This window comes from Campylobacter ureolyticus (genome assembly GCF_027277485.1).
Classification (GTDB): Bacteria; Campylobacterota; Campylobacteria; order Campylobacterales; family Campylobacteraceae; genus Campylobacter_B; species Campylobacter_B ureolyticus_B.
Genome location: NZ_JAPXGQ010000013.1, coordinates 1 through 20577 on the forward strand (window position 1 = coordinate 1; position 20577 = coordinate 20577).

General features: G+C 30.4%; 16 protein-coding genes and 1 pseudogene. 13 read left to right on the top strand and 4 right to left on the bottom strand.

Annotated features, from left to right (window positions below; genetic code table 11):
• Nucleotides 1-163: 163 nt before the first annotated feature.
• On the bottom strand, nt 164-1060 hold the full coding sequence (locus O6B72_RS07490) for an RluA family pseudouridine synthase (RefSeq protein ID WP_269492722.1): 897 nt from the start codon (nt 1058-1060) through the stop codon (nt 164-166).
• A gap of 82 nt (nt 1061-1142) precedes the next feature.
• Here O6B72_RS07490 and purB point away from each other — a divergent pair, with 82 nt between their 5' ends.
• Together purB and O6B72_RS07500 are read left to right on the top strand one after the other, a co-directional pair.
• On the top strand, nt 1143-2474 hold the full coding sequence (gene purB, locus O6B72_RS07495) for an adenylosuccinate lyase (protein WP_269492723.1): 1332 nt from the start codon (nt 1143-1145) through the stop codon (nt 2472-2474).
• Between the two features lie 73 nt (nt 2475-2547).
• The gene (locus O6B72_RS07500; protein ID WP_269492724.1) at nt 2548-4923 is read left to right on the top strand and encodes a ribonucleoside-diphosphate reductase subunit alpha; all 2376 of its coding nucleotides are present in this window, start codon (nt 2548-2550) and stop codon (nt 4921-4923) included.
• Nucleotides 4924-5038: 115 nt separating this feature from the next.
• Here O6B72_RS07500 and O6B72_RS07505 read toward each other — a convergent pair whose 3' ends face one another.
• Nucleotides 5039-5557: a pyridoxamine 5'-phosphate oxidase family protein gene (locus tag O6B72_RS07505; protein ID WP_269492725.1), complete on the bottom strand. Its 519-nt coding sequence runs from the start codon at nt 5555-5557 to the stop codon at nt 5039-5041.
• Between the two features lie 205 nt (nt 5558-5762).
• Between O6B72_RS07505 and O6B72_RS07510 the strand changes: the two are divergent.
• From O6B72_RS07510 to O6B72_RS07530, 5 genes and pseudogenes are all read left to right on the top strand, one after another.
• Nucleotides 5763-8045, top strand: a pseudogene (locus O6B72_RS07510) (ribonucleoside triphosphate reductase).
• 1 nt (nt 8046) lies between these two features.
• Nucleotides 8047-8721: an anaerobic ribonucleoside-triphosphate reductase activating protein gene (locus tag O6B72_RS07515; protein ID WP_269492726.1), complete on the top strand. Its 675-nt coding sequence runs from the start codon at nt 8047-8049 to the stop codon at nt 8719-8721.
• A gap of 86 nt (nt 8722-8807) precedes the next feature.
• A complete protein-coding gene (locus tag O6B72_RS07520; RefSeq protein WP_101637329.1) occupies nt 8808-9830 on the top strand; it encodes a ribonucleotide-diphosphate reductase subunit beta in 1023 nt (340 codons plus the stop codon).
• Between the two features lie 9 nt (nt 9831-9839).
• Nucleotides 9840-10481: a protein-L-isoaspartate(D-aspartate) O-methyltransferase gene (locus O6B72_RS07525; protein ID WP_258299378.1), complete on the top strand. Its 642-nt coding sequence runs from the start codon at nt 9840-9842 to the stop codon at nt 10479-10481.
• A complete protein-coding gene (locus O6B72_RS07530; protein WP_269492727.1) occupies nt 10472-12256 on the top strand; it encodes a 5-methylcytosine-specific restriction endonuclease subunit McrB in 1785 nt (594 codons plus the stop codon). Before O6B72_RS07525 ends, O6B72_RS07530 begins: the two co-directional genes overlap by 10 nt.
• 16 nt (nt 12257-12272) lie before the next feature.
• Here O6B72_RS07530 and recJ read toward each other — a convergent pair whose 3' ends face one another.
• Together recJ and O6B72_RS07540 are read right to left on the bottom strand one after the other, a co-directional pair.
• On the bottom strand, nt 12273-13856 hold the full coding sequence (gene recJ / locus O6B72_RS07535; protein ID WP_258299380.1) for a single-stranded-DNA-specific exonuclease RecJ: 1584 nt from the start codon (nt 13854-13856) through the stop codon (nt 12273-12275).
• A 29-nt stretch (nt 13857-13885) separates the two neighbouring features.
• The gene (locus O6B72_RS07540) at nt 13886-15523 is read right to left on the bottom strand and encodes a CTP synthase (protein ID WP_269492728.1); all 1638 of its coding nucleotides are present in this window, start codon (nt 15521-15523) and stop codon (nt 13886-13888) included.
• A gap of 187 nt (nt 15524-15710) precedes the next feature.
• Between O6B72_RS07540 and O6B72_RS07545 the strand changes: the two genes are divergently transcribed.
• From O6B72_RS07545 to O6B72_RS07570, 6 genes are all read left to right on the top strand, one after another.
• On the top strand, nt 15711-15920 hold the full coding sequence (locus tag O6B72_RS07545; protein WP_018713472.1) for a DUF4492 domain-containing protein: 210 nt from the start codon (nt 15711-15713) through the stop codon (nt 15918-15920).
• Between the two features lies 1 nt (nt 15921).
• The gene (locus tag O6B72_RS07550) at nt 15922-17442 is read left to right on the top strand and encodes a cytochrome ubiquinol oxidase subunit I (RefSeq protein ID WP_269492729.1); all 1521 of its coding nucleotides are present in this window, start codon (nt 15922-15924) and stop codon (nt 17440-17442) included.
• A 1-nt stretch (nt 17443) separates the two neighbouring features.
• Nucleotides 17444-18538 carry a cytochrome d ubiquinol oxidase subunit II gene (locus O6B72_RS07555; protein WP_269492730.1) on the top strand — a complete coding sequence of 365 codons (1095 nt, stop codon included), beginning with the start codon at nt 17444-17446 and terminating at the stop codon, nt 18536-18538.
• Between the two features lie 208 nt (nt 18539-18746).
• The gene (locus tag O6B72_RS07560) at nt 18747-19832 is read left to right on the top strand and encodes a transglutaminase domain-containing protein (protein ID WP_269492731.1); all 1086 of its coding nucleotides are present in this window, start codon (nt 18747-18749) and stop codon (nt 19830-19832) included.
• Nucleotides 19804-20199: a voltage-gated chloride channel family protein gene (locus O6B72_RS07565; RefSeq protein ID WP_258299308.1), complete on the top strand. Its 396-nt coding sequence runs from the start codon at nt 19804-19806 to the stop codon at nt 20197-20199. The genes O6B72_RS07560 and O6B72_RS07565 overlap by 29 nt, the downstream gene beginning before the upstream one ends.
• Nucleotides 20192-20452, top strand: a complete 261-nt coding sequence (locus tag O6B72_RS07570) for a heavy-metal-associated domain-containing protein (protein WP_050333273.1) — start codon at nt 20192-20194, stop codon at nt 20450-20452. The genes O6B72_RS07565 and O6B72_RS07570 overlap by 8 nt, the downstream gene beginning before the upstream one ends.
• The last annotated feature ends 125 nt before the right edge of the window (nt 20453-20577 follow it).

A 20577-nucleotide genomic window follows, 5' to 3' on the forward strand; every position in this document is an offset into this window, starting at 1 on the left:
TTCTAACAAAGCATTCTAACAAAGCATTCTAACAAAGCATTCTAACAAAGCATTCTAACAAAGCATTCTAACAAAGCATTCTAACAAAGCATTCTAACAAAGCATTCTAACAAAGCATTCTAACAAAAAACAAATATTTATTCTCACTTTAGTATTTTAAAATTTAATAAGATCCTATTAGTTTTTCAAATTCATCTTTTGCATCGAAATTACTTTTGATGTTATAAGTTTTTCCATTAAAGTTAAATTCTAAGCTTTGTGAATGAAGTAAAAGTCTTTTGGCTCCAGTAGTTTTCAATCTGCTTTCAGCGCTTACTTTTTCATCTAAAAAATCACTAGCAAACTTATCACTAACTCCGTAAAGCGTATCTCCAACTATTGGATGTTTCACGTGAAACAATTGTACTCGTATCTGGTGTTGGCGACCTGTTTTTGGGACACATTTTAAAAGTGTAAAGCCTATTTTTTCATAAATTTTAACTATTTCAAACTCGGTCTTTGCAAATTTTCCACTAGTTTGGATATGCATTTTATTTTTTAAACTCGTGGCTGTTTTATCAGTATTCAAAAAATTTTCTACTGTAAATTTTTTTTCAATAATGCCTTTAACCATAGCAAAATATGTTTTTTTTATTTCTAAATTTTGAAATTTTAGTTTCAATTCTTTTTCAACAATTTTATTTTTAGCCACTAGTAAAACTCCACTTGTTTCTTTATCGAGCCTATGTGCCACACTTGCATCTCGCCCAAATTTTGACCAAATTTCATCATTCATAGAGTAGTTTGAATTTCTTCCATTTGGATGAGTTAAAACTCCACTTGGTTTATCAAATGCTGCCAAAATTTCATCTTCAAAAATGGGCTCTAAACCCTGTGGTTCGCAATGATAATCAATTAAAAAAACATCTCCATTTAAAATTTGATTTTTAGATGTAACAATTTCATCAAAGTTAAAAAGTCGTTTTTTATCTATAATTTTTTGAGCTTGACTCATCTTATAACCTAAATTTAGTAAAATTTGATAAGCTTTTTCACCATTTACAAAAGCTATTTTTTTCATAATATAAGGCAATTTTTACCCTCTTTTTGCTAAAATGATAGATTATAACTTTATAAAAAATTTGTTTAAAAGAAGGTAAAAGATGGTAGAAAGATATGCTAGAAAACAGATGAGCGACAAATGGACGATAAAAGCAAAATACGATGCTTGGTTAAAAGTTGAGTTAGCAGCTGTAAAGGCCTGGAATAAACTCGGGTTTATAGATGATGAGTCATGCAAAAAAATTTGTGAAAATGCAAAATTCGACATAGATAGAATAAATGAAATAGAAAAAGTAACAAAGCATGATGTAATAGCATTTTTAACAAGCGTTAGCGAAAATTTAGGAAAAGAAAGTAGATTTTTGCACTACGGCATGACTTCAAGTGACTGCATAGATACAGCTGTTGCACTTCAGATAAAAGAAAGTTTAGAACTAATCATAGAAGATGTTAAAAGCTTAAAAGAAGCTATAAAAACCCGTGCATTTGAGCATAAAAATACACTAATGGTTGGCAGAAGTCATGGAATTCATGGCGAGCCAATAACTTTTGGACTTGTTTTGGCGATTTGGTATGATGAGATAAATAGAAGCTTAGAGCTTTTAAATCATGCTAAAAAAGTAATTAGTGTTGGAAAAATAAGTGGAGCTATGGGAAATTTTGCTCACGCTCCACTTGAGCTTGAGGAGTTGGTTTGTGAGCATTTAGGCTTAAGTCCAGCGCCAGCTAGCAACCAAGTAATACAAAGAGATCGCTACGCACAAGTTATTTCAGCTATTGCTATTCTGGCTTCAAGTTGTGAAAAAATAGCCGTTGCTGTTCGCCACTACCAAAGAACAGAGGTTTATGAGTGCGAGGAATATTTTAGTCCTGGGCAAAAAGGAAGTTCTGCAATGCCTCATAAAAGAAACCCTGTTTTGAGTGAAAATGTAACAGGGCTTTGCAGAGTTTTACGAAGCTATACAATTCCTGCAATGGAAAATGTCGCTTTGTGGCACGAAAGAGATATAAGCCATAGTTCAGTTGAGAGATTTATACTTCCAGATGCCTTTATAACAGCTGATTTTATGCTAAACCGCCTTACAAATTTAATTAAAAATTTAGTTGTTTATCCTGAAAATATGATGAAAAACCTAAATTTAACAGGCGGACTTGTCTTTTCACAAAGAATTTTACTTGAACTTCCAAAAAAAGGAATTTCAAGAGAAGATGCTTATAAGATAGTTCAAAGAAATGCAATGAAAGTTTGGGCTGACTTGCAAAATGGCAAAAAAGCAATCGATGAAAACAATCATAGTCTATTTTTACAAAACTTATTAAAAGATGATGACTTAAAAGCAAATTTAAGCGATGAAGAGATAAAACAGTGTTTTGACTACTCATATTACACAAAAAATGTAGATAGAATTTTTAAAAGAGTCTTTGGTGAGTAAATAATATTTTTAAAATATATTTAAAATTAAATTGTTAAATTACAGTAAAAATATGAAAGGTAAAATAGAGTAAATGAAAGTAATAAAAAGAAGTGGAAGAACTGAAGAACTTGATATAAGCAAAATCAAAAAATACACAAAAGAGTCTGTTGAAGGGCTTGAAAATGTAAATTTAAGCGAGCTTGAAGTTGATGCAAAAATTCAATTTAGAGATATGATAACAACGGAAGAAATTCAACAAACCCTTATAAAAACAGCTGTTGATAAGATAGATATCGACCGCCCAAACTGGACTTTTGTAGCAGCGAGACTATTTTTATACGATCTTTATCACAAAGTTACAGGATATACTGGATATCCACATTTACGTGAATATTTTGAAAGAGGCGAAGAGGTTGGACGAATTTTACTTGGCTTAAAAGAAAAATATGATTTGGATGATTTAAATGACTATATTGATTCGAAACGTGATTTACAATTTACTTATCTTGGTATAAAAACACTTTATGATAGATACTTATTAAAAGATAAAAACGCAAATCCAATTGAGCTTCCACAACATATGTTCATGGCAATAGCTATGTTTTTAGCTCAAAATGAATTTGACTGCCAAAGTTGGGCTAAAAAATTTTATGATTTAATATCCAAATTTGAGGTTATGCCAGCAACCCCTACCCTATCTAATGCAAGAACAACACGCCACCAACTTTCATCTTGCTATATTGGCTCTACACCTGATAATATTGAGGGAATTTTTGATAGCTATAAAGAGATGGCCCTACTTTCTAAATTTGGTGGCGGGATTGGCTGGGACTGGAGCAAAGTAAGAGCTATGGGTGGCAGTATAGATGGACACAAAAACGCAGCTGGCGGAATAATACCATTTTTAAAAATAACGAATGATATTGCTGTTGCGGTTGATCAGCTAGGGACTAGAAAAGGAGCGATTGCTGTTTATATTGAGCCTTGGCATATGGATGTAAGTGACTTTTTAGATCTTCGCAAAAACTCAGGCGAAGAAAGACGTAGAGCTCATGAAATTTTCCCAGCACTATGGATAAATGATCTGTTTATGAAAAGAGTTGAAAATAATGAAAAATGGACACTTTTTGATCCGGCCGACACACAAAATTTAACAAATTTATATGGTGAAGAATTTGAAAAAGAGTATGAAAAATATGAAAATGATCCAAACATTCCAAAAACAATTATGCTTGCAAAAGAACTTTGGAAAAAAATTTTAACTTCATATTTTGAGTCTGGAATGCCATTTTTAGCCTTTAAAGATAATGCGAACAAAAGAAACCCAAATTCTCACTCAGGCATAATAAGAAGCTCGAATTTGTGTACTGAAATTTTTCAAAATACAGAGCCTGATTACTATAAAATAAAAGTTATTTTTGAAGATGAAAGCGTTATGTTTTTTGATGAAGATGATATTGTAACAGTTGATAGTGGTGTAACAAAACGAGCAAAAAAAATAACTTCGCTTGATTCTATAAATAATAAAAATATCTTTATTGTTGAAAAGGAAAATATTCAAGGAAAAACTGCAGTTTGCAACCTTGCAAGTATAAACTTAAGTAAAATAAACACCAAAGAAGATATTCAAAGAGTTGTTCCAATAGCCATTAGAATGCTTGATAATGTGATTGATTTAAATTTCTATCCACATGAAAAAGTAAAGCATACAAATATTCACTCAAGAGCAATTGGACTTGGTGTTATGGGTGAAGCACAGATGCTTGCAACAAAAAAAATACCTTGGGGAAGCTACGAGCATTTTGAAAAAATAGATGAAATTATGGAAAACATAAGCTACAATGCCATATTAAGTTCATCAAATTTAGCCGTTGAAAAAGGTAGATATGCTGATTTTGAAGGCTCAAATTGGAGCAAAGGTATAATGCCAATTGATAATGCAAATGGGGAAGCTAAAAAACTTGTAAAAAGAGGTGGACTTTTTGATGAAAATTCTTGCGATTGGGAAAGTTTAAGACAAAAAGTTCAACAAGATGGTATGAGAAATGGGTATTTAATGGCGATAGCACCAACTTCGAGCATAAGTATTTTAGTTGGAACAACACAAACAATTGAACCAGTTTATAAGAAAAAATGGTTTGAGCATAACCTTAGTGGAATGATTCCAGTTGTAGTTCCAAATCTAACGCTTGATACATGGAATTTTTATACCTCAGCGTATGATCTAGACCAAACTCTACTTGTAAAAGCAGCAGCCGTTAGACAAAAATGGATAGATCAAGGGCAAAGTTTAAATATATTTATAAGTCTTGATAAGGCTTCGGGCGGGTTACTAAACAGCATTTACACACTTGCTTGGAAACTTGGTGTAAAATCAACTTATTATCTAAGAAGCCAAAGCCCTGATACTGTAGCTGCTGAAAAAGCCGCAATGGATAGAAGCATAGAGTGCGAGGGTTGTCAGTAAAATATCTTTAAAAAACTAGGAAGTTTTAATGAAATTAAAGCTTCCTATAAAAATATTAAAAAATCCAATTCAAAATACATAAATTAATGAATAAAAAATCAATTACTACATTATTCTAAATTTTCTTTAAAATTTTTGCTTTTGCGCTCATAGAAATTATTTCAAATTTATAGATATTTGTTCTTTCTAAGCTTGCACTTATAGCCAAGTCAAATGCTTTCATATATTTTGGGGTATATTTTTCACATAGTAATCTTAATGCTCTAATCTTTTCATCGCTGTCTAAAACCTCATAAGCTAATGTTTTTAAAACTGCACTTTTATACTCTGTTGTAAAAACATTACTTCCTAAGCTTTTTGGATTTTGCATAAATTTATTAAGTTCTTCATCGCCTAAATTTGGCACTTTTACATAACTTACACAAACTATTGTAACCTCTTTGCCGTCCCCAAAAAGCCTTTTTTTACTTCCATCAAGTGCTCCGTGAATATAGATAAAATTTCCACTTCTAACAACAGATAAAGGGATACTAAAAACTTCATTTTCATCTATTGTAGAAAATATCGCATACTCACAGTTATCTACTATTTTATAAGCACTTTCATCGCTTAGTTTTCTATCAATTCTACGCATATTTCTTCCTAAAAAATTGTTTAACTTATTATATAAAGATTAGCTGAAAATAGCCTTTAAATGGAACTTAGAGTTATTTTTAAACAACAAATTTATAAACTTAATTTATGATATTTGATATCAAAAATAACAGCAAAATTTATGCTATTTTTAAGAGTGCTTAGTTATAATATTTTATCAAATTTCAAAAAATTCAGGATAAAAATTGGCACAAAAAGAGATTCTAAAAAGAGATGGAAGTAAAGAGGAATTTTTTCCATATAAAATTGAAGATGCTATAAAAAAAGCATTTAAAAGTGAAAATAAGCCTTATGATAAAAGTATTTTTGATGCAGTTATGGATGAAATAACTTTTAAAAAAGTAGTTGCTGTTGAAGATATTCAAGATATTATTGAAAAAGCGCTTTTTAAGGCAGGTTATTTTGATGAACTAAAAAGTTTTATGCTTTATCGCCACACCCACAAAATGCAAAGAGAGCAAATTCTAGGGTTAAATGATGATACGACATACATTAACTCAACACAAACAATAAATGAGTATATCAATGGAACTGATTGGCGAATAAGTGCAAACTCAAATACAAGCTATTCAAACGCTGGTCTTATAAACAACACAGCAGGAAAAGTTATCGCAAACTATTGGCTAGATGCTGTTTATAGCAAAGAAGAGGGTTTAGCACATAGAAATGGTGATTACCACATTCACGATTTAGATTGTTTAACTGGATATTGTGCTGGATGGAGCTTAAGAGCACTTTTAAATGAAGGATTTAACGGAGTTAGAGGCAGAGTTGAAAGCCGCCCTCCAAAGCACTTTCGTGAAGCTCTTTATCAAATGGCAAATTTCTTAGGTATACTTCAAAGCGAATGGGCTGGAGCACAGGCTTTTTCAAGTTTTGATACATATTTAGCACCTTATGTTTTTAGAGATAAACTAAGCTATTCTGAGATGAAAAAAGCCATTACAAATTTTATATTTAATCTAAATGTGCCTGCTCGTTGGGGTCAAAGCCCTTTTACAAATATAACCATCGATTTAACTCCTCCAAGTGACTTAAAAGACCAAATTCCAACTCATGATGACAAACATCTTTTTAGAGACTTGGAAGATGATAAAGAGCTTTTAGAACTGGCAAACAAACGAGGCAAAAAGCATTTAATCGACATGACTTATGGCGATTTTCAGCCTGAAATGGATGCCATAAATAAAGCATTTTATGAGGTAATGACAAAAGGTGATCGCCTAGGACAGCCTTTTACTTTTCCAATTCCTACTGTGAATATAACTGAAGATTTTAACTGGGATAGTGAAGTAGCTGATGCATTGTTTGAAAATACAGCAAAAATAGGCTCAAGCTATTTTCAAAATTTCATAGGAAGCCAATATATAAAAGATGAAAATGGAAATCTAGTTGAAAATCCAAAGGCCTACAAACCAGGCCATGTAAGAAGCATGTGTTGTAGATTACAACTTGATTTAAGAGAACTTTTAAAAAGAGGTGGTGGACTTTTTGGAAGTGCTGAAATGACTGGAAGTATCGGTGTTGTGACTATAAATTTGGCTCGTCTTGGATATTTATATAAAAATGACAAAAAAGCACTTTTTCAAAGGCTTGACTATCTTTGCGAACTAGCAAAAAACACACTTGAAAAAAAGAGAAAATTTATCCAAGAAATGTATAATCGCGGACTTTATCCATACACCGCAAGATATCTACCTGGGTTTAAAAATCACTTCTCAACTATCGGCATAAACGGTGCAAATGAGATGATAAGAAATTTCACAAACAATAAAGAAAACATTACAACTAAATTTGGAAGGGAATTTGGACTAGAAATAATAGAGCATTTAAGAGAAAAAATTAAAACCTTTCAACAAACTACTGGGAATTTATATAATCTTGAAGCAACACCAGCTGAGGGCACGACATACCGTTTCGCAAAAGAAGATATAAAAAGATACCCGGATATAATCCAAGCAGGAACTAAAGAAAATAACTACTACACAAACTCAACACAACTTCCTGCAAATTTTGGAGATGATCCATTTGAAGCACTGGATTTACAAGATGAACTGCAAAGCAACTATACAGGCGGAACAGTGTTTCACCTGTATATGAAAGAACGAATTAGCTCAAAAGAGGCGTGCAAAAACCTAGTTAAAAATATAGTTACAAATTACAAACTTCCATATATTACAATCACGCCTGTTTTTAGTGTATGTAAAATTCACGGATATATAGCAGGTGAGCATGAGTTTTGTCCATATTGTGATGAAGAAATTTTAAAACAAACAAATTAAAAGGAGAATAAAATGAGTAGAGATGAAATTTTAAATGCAAACAAAGACAAAAGAACAAAATGTGTTGTTTATACAAGGGTTATGGGTTATCACAGACCGGTGGAAAGTTTTAATATTGGCAAAATTGGCGAACACAATGAAAGAGTTAAATTTTGCGAAAACCCCAAAAAAGTAAAATCTGCCTAAAATGGGACTAATTTATTCTATAACGCCATTTACAATGCTTGATTATCCAGGCAAACTAGCATGTATTGTTTGGTTTTCAGGGTGTAATATGCGTTGTATTTACTGCTATAACACTGAAATTGTAAAAAGCAGTGGCGCTATAGAAAATAGTGAGTTTTTACGCTTTTTAGATGAACGTATAAATAAGCTCGAAGCTGTTGTTTTTAGCGGTGGGGAATGCACATTAAATAAAGATTTTTTATATCTGGCAAAAGAGGTTAAAAAAAGAAATTTCAGCCTTAAAATAGACACAAATGGTTCGAATTTAGAAAATTTAAAAAAAGCTATAAAGCTAAATTTAATTGATTATATTGCACTTGATTTTAAGGCATTAAAGGAAAACTATTTTCTAGTAACAAATTCTAATTTATATGAAAAATTTATAAAAACTTTAAAATATCTAATAAGTTTAAACTTTCCTTTTGAAGTAAGAACTACAATTCACGCCGATATTTTTACAGAAAATGATATTTCAAAAATGGCAGAAATGCTAGAAAAATTTGGCTATAAGGGAATTTATTATTTACAAAATTTTCTAGAAACTGGTGAGAATTTCGGAGTTTTACAAAACCCAACAAATAGTTTTGATCCAAAAAAAATTAAATCAAATTTAAAAATAGAGTTAAGAAATTTTTAATTGCTTACTATTTTCATTTTCTTTAAAGCCTTATTTAGATAAAATCATTTAAATATTACAAATTCAAGGGACAAAATAAAATGATAATTGATAAGAAAAAAATATATAATCCAGAGTCAAATGAAACACTTGGTGGTAGAAAAGTTTTTGGTGGAAATCCACACGGAATTTTAAATTTCACAAAAGCTAAATATCAATGGGCTTTAAAACTTTGGGATTTAATGGAAGCAAATACTTGGTTTCCTAAAGAAGTTGATACAACCGATGATGTAAGAGACTACAATTTTAACCTAACTGGGGCCGAAAAAAGAATGTATGATTTAGTTTGGAGCCAACTTATCTCGATGGATAGCTTTCAAACAAACAACTTAGCTGATAATATCAATCCTTATATCACTGCTCCTGAAATAAATGCAATTTTAGTTCGTCAAGCCTATGAAGAAGCGAATCATTCTAAAAGCTATGCTGTAATGGTTGAGGCAATCTGTGAAAATACAGATTTAATATATGAAATGGAAAAACATGACGCAGTTTTGAAAAAAAAGAATGATTATATTTCAAGCGTTTATGAAGACCTTGCTGGTGATGTAACAGAAGAAAAGTTAGTTTTAGCAATGGTTGCAAATCAAATTTTAGAAGGAATTTATTTCTATAGCGGATTTACTGCAATTTACGCATTAGCAAGAGCTGGAAAAATGTTAGGCTCTGCTCAGATGATAAGATTCATCCAAAGAGATGAAATAACTCACCTTTTACTTTTTCAAAACATGATAAATACAGTAAAGAAAGAAAGACCTGATCTGTTTAATGAAAAAATTATAAATAAAATCTATGAAATGTTTGAAAAAGCTGGAGAGCTTGAAATAGAATGGGGAAAATACATAACTCAAAACCAAATTATGGGATTTACAGATGATATTATAACTGATTATATTCATTATTTAGTCGACCAGCGATTAACTGCTATTGGCTTAAAGAAAAAATATGATGTAAAACACCCAATAAAATGGGTTGATGACTTTGCTAAATTTAACGATCAAAAATCAAATTTCTTTGAAAGTAAGGTTACAAATTACAGCAAAGGCAGTCTAAGTTTTGATGATTTTTAAAGTAAGATTATGGAAAATTTTGAAATTTTAAAATGCCAAAAACTAGCTGATGAGATAGCAAATTCACTAAATCTAACACCGGCTTTATATGAGGCGTTTTGCAAGGTGCCAAGAAGTATTTTTGTGCCAATAAGTGCTTACGCTTATGAGCTAAACCCACAACCTATTTTAGGCGGTCAGTGGATAAGCTCGCCTTTGACAGTTGCTAAGATGAGTTTAGCCTTAGAGCTTGATGGGGTTGACAAAGTCTTAGAAATTGGTTGTGGAAGCGGATATCAAGCAGCGATTTTAAGTAAAATTATAAGGCGAGTTTTTACAATTGAAAGAATTGAAAAACTTGTAAATGAAGCTAAAAAAAACTTTGAAAGCCTAAATATTACAAATGTTCATTTAAGATATGATGATGGCAATGCTGGTTGGAAAAAATATGCTCCTTATGAGAGAATTTTACTCTCAGCCGCAGCAAAAGAGATAGATAAAAGACTTTTAGATCAGCTTGAAGTTGGAGGAATTTTAGTTGCACCACTTTATAAAGATGGCTGCCAAAAAATAGTAAAAATAAGAAAAATTAGTCAATTAGATTTTAACCAAGAAGTAATTGATGAGTGTGAGTTTGTCCCACTTTTAAAAGGAGTTGAGCAATGCAAATAGAAGTCGCAATGGATCTTTTTTTAGAAAAAAGTAGTCCTATAAATTTAAAAAAAGAGGTTGTAAAAGTAGTTGATTTACTTCAAAATCTTAAAACCAATGTTATAGGTTTTAGTCAAAATGAAAATGACTTTTTACAAAATTCATACATTGAGTTTTGTGGGAGTGATGAAATTGGAATATTAAATTTAAGTTCTAGGTACCCAAAAGCAGGATATTTTTTCATAAATAGATTTTTTGAAAATAATATGGAAAATTTTTATAGAAATTTTGCATTGAAAGATAAAATTTCATCTTGCAAAGAGATCTTTGAAAATAATCAAAACTCAGCAGTTGAAGATGTCATCAAAGGAGAAAGTGCAAATTGGGTTTCTTTATATATTTTTATTGAAAATATCGCTAGAAAATATGAAAAATATACCGAAGATAGAGAACTTAAAATAGAATTTAAGAGAAAAATTATAAATTTCTATGATCAACTCTATAGAATTTTTGAAATTTTAAGTCCAAATTTAGCCCAAAAATATTTTGATATAGTTTTTCACAACCATCCAATGATGTTAATAGAACTTATTAAAAACTCTCTTTCATCGAACTCTATTCAAAGTGTTGTAACTACTTTTAGCGAAGAAAATAAAATAAATGCTGGTTTTAAAGACAAAAACGAGTTTCACGTACTTGATCAAAACAGTTTAACTGAGTTTATATCTATTATTTTTATAGAAAATAAAAATTTACACTCTTTTATCTACAATCAAAATAATCTTAAAATTCTATCAAGCACATTTGCTAAAAAAATTGAAAATTTAGATGACTTTACAAAACTTTGCAATGAATTTGCTTCTAAATTTAAGCCATACCCTGTAGATGTGGTAGAATTTAACAAACAATGTATTTATTATGAGTTGTTTTTTAAATTTATTCTTAGCTATGGAAATAGCTCGGTATCGAAAAATACACTATTTATTGGCTCTTTTGGTGTTGAAAAAAATAAAACTGCAAGAGAAATTTTAAACATAAAAAATATACCTATAAATAGATATTGTGTTATCTCAATGCACGAAAACTACACATATGAAGATTTCATGGACGGTTTTGTAAATGGCGAATTTGTAAATGGTGAGTTTAAAGAAATTTGTAAAAAAGCAATCAATGATAAAGAAAACGACTACTATATGATTATAAATGATATAAATAGTTGTGATATAGCCTCTATATTCGGTGAAAGTGCAGAACTTCTTGAAAATAGATATTCAGACAAAAATCCTGCATTTATAAGAACTAAAAACTCTAGAATAATCGATAAATTTGATAATATTAGTGATTTTAGCGTAGTTGAAGAAGAAGGAAAATCATATTTTGCAATACCTGAAAATTTATTTATCATAGCTACACTTGATACAAATTTAGGCTATAAAAACACTCCTCCAAGTTTCTTAAAAAGATTTAAGAAAAATTATATAAAATGTAACTATCAGGCTATAGTTTCAGCCCTTGAAGGCATAGAAAATGTAAATAACTACATAAAAACTTGTGAAAGAATAAATGAAATTTTAGCAGATAAAACGCTTGATGATGAGATAGAAATCGGACATTTTGTGTTTATCGATATAAAAAATTATATAAAAGATGGTGAAATTTCTCAAAACTCATTAAAAGATTTTTATGAGAATGAATTAAAATCTATCCTAAAAAGTATATTTGCAAAAACACTTTCTCCAAGAGAAACGGGTGATGCACTAAGCACTATAAAAAATGCTTTAAAACAAGGTTATTAATTAAGTTTAGCCAAAATTAATTTTTGGCTAAACAAAGTTCTTTTATAACAAACTCAGGTGTTATAGTATTTTTGAAAGAATTTTTTATAACCGAGGCTATCAAATCCACTCTATCTCCCTCTTTTGGCATAAAATCATAATTAAAATAAAGTGCTTCTTTGTAGATATTATTTTTTTCAATTGTGATTTTTATATGATTTTTCTCTTTTCCAATTGTTCTAACATTACTTACTATCGCATTTTTTATTTCAAAAATTGGTTTTGGGTTTTTTTGCCCATAAGGCTCAAAAAATTCCAAAATGTCTAAAAGCTCTAAATCAAGTTCTTTTATATCAATTTCACCTAAAATTTCATCAGCATAAGGCGAAATTCCATCTAAATCTTGCAAAAAACAACTTGAGTTGATTGCTTCTTTAAATTTAGGTAAATTTTTACTTTCTATGACAATTCCAGCTGCGCCTTTATGCCCTCCAAAGCTTATTAAAAGTTCTTTTTGAGATGCAATCAGCCTTAAAATATCAAATTTATTAACACTTCTTGCACTTCCTTTTGCACGGTGTTCATCTACACTAAAAACAATCGCTGGTTTTTTATAGTGTTTGCAAAGCCTTGATGCAACTATACCAATAACACCTTCATGCCAATTTTTTCCCCAAGCTACAATTATTTCATCATCTTTACTAACAAGAGCTTTTGAACTTTCATAAAGCGTTTTTTCTTCATCTTTTCGTGATTCGTTTAAATCAACGATTTTATCTAAAAAATATTTTGCATTTTTATAATTCTTTGCTCTTAAAAACTTATATGAAAGACTTGCATCATCCATTCTACCAGTTGAGTTTATAAGCGGAGCTATTAAAAAACTAATATCATCAAATTCAAATTTATCTTTTGAGTATAAATTTTTTATCGCAAAAAATGCTGGTCTTTTTGATGAGTTAAGTTTTTTTATTCCAAGTTTTACAAGCACTCTATTCATATCTCTTAACTCCATCATATCAGCAATTATAGCAATTACTAATAAGTCAAGATCATTTGACATATTGTATTCAACGCCACAAACATCTTTTAAAGCACCGACTAAATACCACGCAACCTCAGCTCCACAAATTTCGACATTTGGAAATGAACAATCACTTTGTTTTGGGTTAATTATCGCGTATGCTCTTGGTAAAACTGGCGGTGGCATATGGTGATCTGTTATAATTAAATCAATTCCCTTTTTTTTACAAATTTCAGCCGCTTCAACTGCACTAATTCCATTATCGACTGTAATTATAAGTTTTACACCGCTAATTTCTTCTAAAATTTTAGGATTTAATCCATATCCATCACTAAATCTATTTGGAATTTTTACAAAAAAATCAACACCCAAAAGATCAAAAAAATCAGCTAAAATCACACTACTTACAATACCATCAACATCGTAATCTCCCACAATTGCAATTTTTTCATTATTTTCAATTGCAGTTTTAATGCGACTTGCTGCTTTGTAGCTATCTTTTAGACTTGATGGAAGTGGAATTTCTGAAACTTTGGTGTGAATATCTTTTTGAAATCTAGTTTCTAAAATTTCCTTTATCTTTTTTTTATCTAACATTTTTTGCCTAACATATTTTACCAAGCATTTTATTTGCTATTTTTCAATGCGGCACTTAAAAACCCAGTTATAACAGGATTTGGCTTTGTAAGGCGTGATGTAAATTCGGGATGAAACTGAACTCCTATAAAAAATGGATGATCTTTTAATTCAACTGCTTCAATTAATCCATCGCTTTCACCACTTACTATAAGTCCTGACTTTTCAAATTTTTCTTTATATTTTGGATTTGCCTCAAAACGGTGACGATGTCTTTCTTTGGCTGTTTTTACTCCATTATAAATTTTACTTAAAAGAGAATTTGATTTGATATTATACTCATATCCGCCAAGTCTCATAGTGCCACCAAGTGGGCTTTTATGAGTTCTAAGCTGCTTTTTACCGTGGCTATCTATAAACTCATCAATTAGATAGATAATTGGCTCTTTTGTATCTTCATCAAACTCAACTGAATTTGCCTCTTTTATACCCAAAACATCTCTTGCAAACTCAATTAAAGCAAGCTGCATACCAAGGCAAATTCCAAGATAAGGAATTTTATGAATCCTAGCGTATTTTATAGCTTCCATTTTACCCTTAATGCCTCTTTTGCCAAAACCACCAGCAACTAAAACACCATCGACATCTTTTAATATTTCATCTACATTTTCAAAGTCAATTCTTTCGCTATCGCACCATTTTATATCAACTTTTGTATCTAAATTTGCACCTGAATGAATTAAAGCCTCGGTTAAACTTTTATAACTTTCTTTAAGTTCTAAATATTTTCCAACAAAAGCAATTCTTACTTTATTTGTAGGCTCATTTACTCTTCTAACTAGCTCATTCCACTCGTTCATATCTACTTTTAGCTCGCCTAAATCCAAACATTCGCTAATTGGAGTTAAAATATCTTGTTGTAAAAAAACAATTGGAATTTGATATATACTTTTACAATCAGGGCTTTCAATAACACAGTTTTTTTCAACTCCACAACTTATTGCGATTTTATCTTTCAACTCTCTGTTTAGTGGCTTTTCGCTCCTGCAGATTATCATATCAGGAGTTATTCCTATTCTTCTAAGCTCGCCAACGCTATGTTGTGTTGGTTTAGTTTTAAGTTCACCAGCAACGCTTATAAAAGGAACTAAAGTTAAGTGAATATTCATAGATCTTTTTTTGCCAAGCTCTATACGCATCGCTCTAATTGCCTCTAAAAATGGCTGACCTTCGATATCTCCAACAGTTCCACCAATTTCAATTATTAAAACATCTTTGCCCTCACCTGCTTTTTTAAATCTATCTGTTATCTCATTTACAATATGAGGAATTACTTGAATAGTTTTTCCTAAATAATCCCCCCGTCTTTCTTTTTCAATAACCGCACTGTAAACTCTACCCGTTGTAAAGTTATTATTTTGACTTAAATTCTCATCTAAAAAGCGCTCATAATGACCAAGATCAAGATCAGTCTCAGCTCCATCATCAGTTACAAAAACTTCTCCGTGTTCTAAAGGACTCATGGTTCCAGGATCAACATTTATATATGGATCTGCTTTTAAAATGCTTACTTTAAGACCTGCTTTTTTTAAAAGTGTAGCTATACTTGCTGAAGCTATTCCTTTGCCAAGTGAACTTAAAACTCCACCTGTAACAAAGATATATTTAGTATCTTTTTTTGCTGACATATTTTTCCTTAAATTTATAATTTTACAATTATACCTTTTTAACTTTTATACTTGGTAAAATTTATAAAATTTAAAGTGTTTTTAATAAAACGACAAAATATTTTTTAAAATTTGATAATAAAATTCTCTTAATAAATTTAAGTTACTATAAAGTTGTTTTAACTATTTTTGTGTTAAAATAAAACTTATGAAAACTTTAAAAAATATATTTAATTTTTATATAGATGGTTTTAAAAATATGAAACTTGGAAAGACGCTTTGGCTTGTAGTTTTTGTAAAACTTTTTATAATGATTTTTATATTAAAAATGTTTATTTTTGACAAAAATATTCATACTGAGTTTCAAACCGATGAAGAAAAAATCAATTTTATATATCAAAATTTAAAAAAGGATTAAAATGGAGGATTTAATAAGTACGGTAGATTGGTCAAGAGCACAATTTGCCTTAACTGCACTTTACCATTTTTTATTTGTTCCACTTACTTTGGGGCTATCATTTATGCTTGCATTTATGGAGACTTTATATGTAAAAACTGGTAATCCAGAATGGAAAAGAATAACTAAATTTTGGCTTAGACTTTTTGCTGTAAATTTTGCAATTGGTGTTGCAACTGGCATAATAATGGAATTTGAGTTTGGAACAAATTGGGCAAATTACTCATGGTTTGTTGGAGATATTTTTGGAGCTCCTTTGGCAATTGAAGGGCTTTTTGCATTTTTCCTAGAAGCTACATTTTTCGCTGTTATGTTTTTTGGCTGGGATAGAGTTAGCAAAAAATTTCATCTTTTCTCAACATGGATGGTAGCACTTGGCTCAAATTTAAGCGCTTTTTGGATTTTAGTTGCAAATGGTTGGATGCAACATCCTGTTGGTACAGCCTTCAATCACGAAACCCTAAGAAATGAGATGATAAATTTTGCACAAGTTGCACTTTCGCCAGTTGGAATAAGCAAATTCTTACACACAGTTGGTGGCGGATATATAACATCAGCCTTATTTGTTTTAGGAATTTCAGCATATTTTATGCTTAAAAACAAACATTTTCAAATGGCTAAAAAAAGCTTTATAGTTGCTGCAAGTTTTGGCTTTTTAAGTTCAATTTTTGTTCTATTTAGCGGTGATGAAAGTGCATACCAAGTAGCACAAAAGCAACCCATGAAACTTGCTGCAATGGAAGGGCTTTACAAGGGTGAAGTAAATGCTGGAATCGTTGCAATGGGAATTTTGACACCAGATAAAAAACCAGGGGACGAAAAAGAGCCTTTTATTGTAGAAATTCAAGCACCTTATTTGTTAGGACTTATGGCAACAAGAGGAATAAATAATTTTACCCCTGGAATTGATGATTTAGTTTATGGAAATGAAAAATTTAACATCCCATCTACTCAAAGCAAAATTGATAGTGGAAAAATTGCTTTAAATGCACTGGAAAATATTAAATTAGCAAGTGAAAAAAATGATGAAAAAAGCATTTTAGAAAATAGAAAAATTTTAGATGAAAATATGCATAATTTTGGATATGGATATTTAGATAAACCAGAAGATATTGTTCCGCCTGTTGCACTTACATTCTATAGTTTTCACGTAATGGTCGCACTTGGAAGTTATTTTATAGTACTATTTTTGGCAACTCTTTATTTAAGCATGGCAAATAGAATTGAAAAATATAAAAAACTTCTTTGGGCATGTTTATTTAGTATACCGCTTGGATATGTAGCGTGTGAGGCTGGATGGATAGTAGCAGAAGTTGGGCGACAACCTTGGGCAATACAAGATTTAATGCCTGTTGGAATTGCTGCTACAAATTTAGCAAGTGTAAATGTTAAATTATCATTTTTACTATTTGTTGTTTTATTTACAGCTTTATTTATAGCTGAGATAAAAATCATGCTTAAGCAAATTAAGATAGGATTTTAAGATGTATGAATATTTACAAATTTATTGGTGGATTGTAGTTTCGCTAATTGGCGGACTTTTTGTTTTTATGATGTTTGTTCAAGGTGGACAAACTTTGGTTAAAAAAATAGCCAAAGATGAGGCACAAAAAGATCTTTTTTTAAACTCAGTTGGAAAAAAATGGGAGCTTACTTTTACAACTTTAGTTATGTTTGGAGGGGCTTGTTTTGCGGCTTTTCCACTATTTTATGCAACTAGCTTTGGTGGAGCTTACTGGGTTTGGCTTGGAATACTTTTTTGTTTTATTATCCAAGCAGTTGCATATGAGTATAGAAAAAAACCTAATAACTTTTTAGGGCAAAAAACTTATGAAAATTTCCTTTATATAAATGGCTCTTTAGGGGTTATTTTAATAGGCATTGCAGTATCAACTTTTTTTAGTGGAAGTAGTTTTGCTTTAGATAGCAATAATTTTGTTGATTGGCAAAGCAAAATTAGAGGACTTGAGGCCTTAAAAAACCCATTTAACTATATTCTTGGAATTGCTCTTTTTTTCCAAGCAAGAGTTGGCGGGGCAATGTATCTTATAAATAATATAAACGATGATAAAATAAGAGAAAATTTAAAGAAAAATCTAAAATTTGATGCTTTAATATTTGTTGCTTTTCTAGTAGCATTTTTACTATTTTTAGTTTTAAAAAGCGGATATGGTGTTAATGAAAACGGTGTTGTAGAAATGGTTAGATTTAAATATGGCTTAAATTACTTAGAGATGCCAATAGTTTTAATCATGCTCTTAATTGGACTAATTTTAGCTCTTTTTGGACTTTATAAAGCTATCTTTACATCTAGCATAAAAGGAATTTTCCCATACGGTCTTGGTGTTGTTTTAGTTGTAATGAGCGTATTTTTGGTAGCTGGACTAAACTCTACAGCATTTTATCCATCACACTTTGACTTACAAAGTTCACTTACTATAAAAAACGCTAGTTCTAGTTTTTATACTTTAAAAGTCATGGCAATAGTTTCACTTTGGGCACCTGTTTTATTAGGTTATATTGCTTATGTTTGGAGACTTATGGATGCTAAAAAACTCACAAAAGATGAGATAGAATAAGGAAAATAAAATGATAAAGTCAATTATATTTATAATTATTTGGTTTATTTTAATCTTTGCAAGTTATAAATTTATAAAACTAAATATAAATCAAGTTGAGGAAAACAAAGATAGGTATTTTTAAAATAATAAATTTAATCTTTTAAGATACAATACCAACAAATTTAAGGGACAAGTTTTGTCCAAAAACATTTTAAAAGGATATATTATGAATAGAAGAAATTTCTTAAAAACTGGCGTAATTGCTACAAGTTTGGCTGCCGCCCCAAGTATTGTTTTAGCAAAAAATGAAAAAACATCTGCTAAAAATATGCAAAAACATCATTTTTATGATGTCACTTTAACTCACACATTAAAAGAAAAAGGTAAAATTTCAAAACTTTGGGTTCCACTTCCATTAAATGCCAAATTTCAAAGCTTAGTAAGTTCAATAAAAAACAGTGGAAATTATGATGAAATTTATATGAGTGATTTTGAAATTCCAACCTTATACGCCAAATTTAGTAATGAAAACCCAACAATAACTACTAATTTTCAAGTTGCAACCATTGAGAGAAATACCAATTTTTCAAAGGTGAATTTTAATGAAAATGAAAAATTATCTTCTGAGGTTCAAAAATTTCTCCAAGCAACTCAAACTATGCAAATAGATGGCGTTGTTAAAGAAAAAGCAATAGAAATTACAAAAGGCATAAGTGGAGACTTAGAAAGAGCAAGGGCAATTTATGATTGGGTTGCTGATACTATGCAGCGTGATGAAAGTGTTGTAGGTTGTGGCGTTGGTGATGCTAAAAAAATACTTGAAAGTGGAAAACTAAGTGGAAAATGCACAGATATAAACTCAGTTTTTGTAGCGCTTTGCAGAAGTGTTGGAATTCCTGCAAGAGAGTTTTTTGGCATTAGAGTTGGACAAAGTAGATTTTCTAGTGCAATGGGAAGTGGAAAAGATGGAATTGCTAATATCACAGGAGCACAGCACTGTAGAGCTGAGTTTTATCTAAAAGGATATGGTTGGATACCTGTTGATCCAGCCGATGTTACAAAAGTAAGACTTGCAGAAAACTTAACAAACAATGATAAAAAAATAAAAGATATTAAAGAATTTCTTTTTGGAAATTGGGAAATGTGCTGGATAGCTTATAATATGGGAAGGGACTTTGTTTTGAGACCTGAGCCATTTATAAAGCCTCTAAATAACTTTGGATACCCATATGCAGAAGTTGACGGGCATGTTCAAAACTACTATGATGCTAAAAATTTCAGCTATGAGTACAAATCAACAACAAAAGCCTAAAAACAACAAAAACATAAAAGGTGATAAAAAAAGTATTTCACTGGCAATATCAGCATTTATAAGTGCAGTTTTAGCAACTAGTTGTTGCCTTCCTGCACTTTGCTTTTTGCTTTTTGGCTCATCATTTGGAGCATTAAGCTTTTTTGAGCCATTATCAAAATATAGATGGATTTTAAGTTTAATTGCTGGAATTTTTTTTCTAGCTTTTATCTACTATAAATTTATTAAAAGATGCACTCAAAATTGTTGTGTTAAAAAAACAAGCTTAAAGGCTAAATTAGGTATTTTTTTAACTTTTTTAATATTTATGTTTATACTTTTTTATCCAGAAATTTTGGGATTTATAATGGAGAAATTTTATGCGTAAATTTATAATTATTCTACTATTTTGCTCATCTGTTTTTGCCAATAAAACTTATGAGATTAAAGTAGATGGGATGCATTGTCCCCTTTGTACTGCAATGGTTAGAGGAGCTGTTTTAAAGGTTAAAGGCATTATAAAAGCAAGAGCTACACTAGATGATAAAATGCTTAGAGTTGAAGCAGAGGATAGTGTAGAAAAACAAAGCATTCTTGATGCAATTGCCACAACTGGCTACAAGGGTGAATTTATAGAATAAATTTAAATCAATCAGTTCCTAAAAATATTGAAATTTTACAAAGGAAAATTTAAGTATTAATAAAATGTAAATATGATAAAATGAAACAAAATTTGTTGGAGTTTCATGAGCCTTTTTAGTGTTGA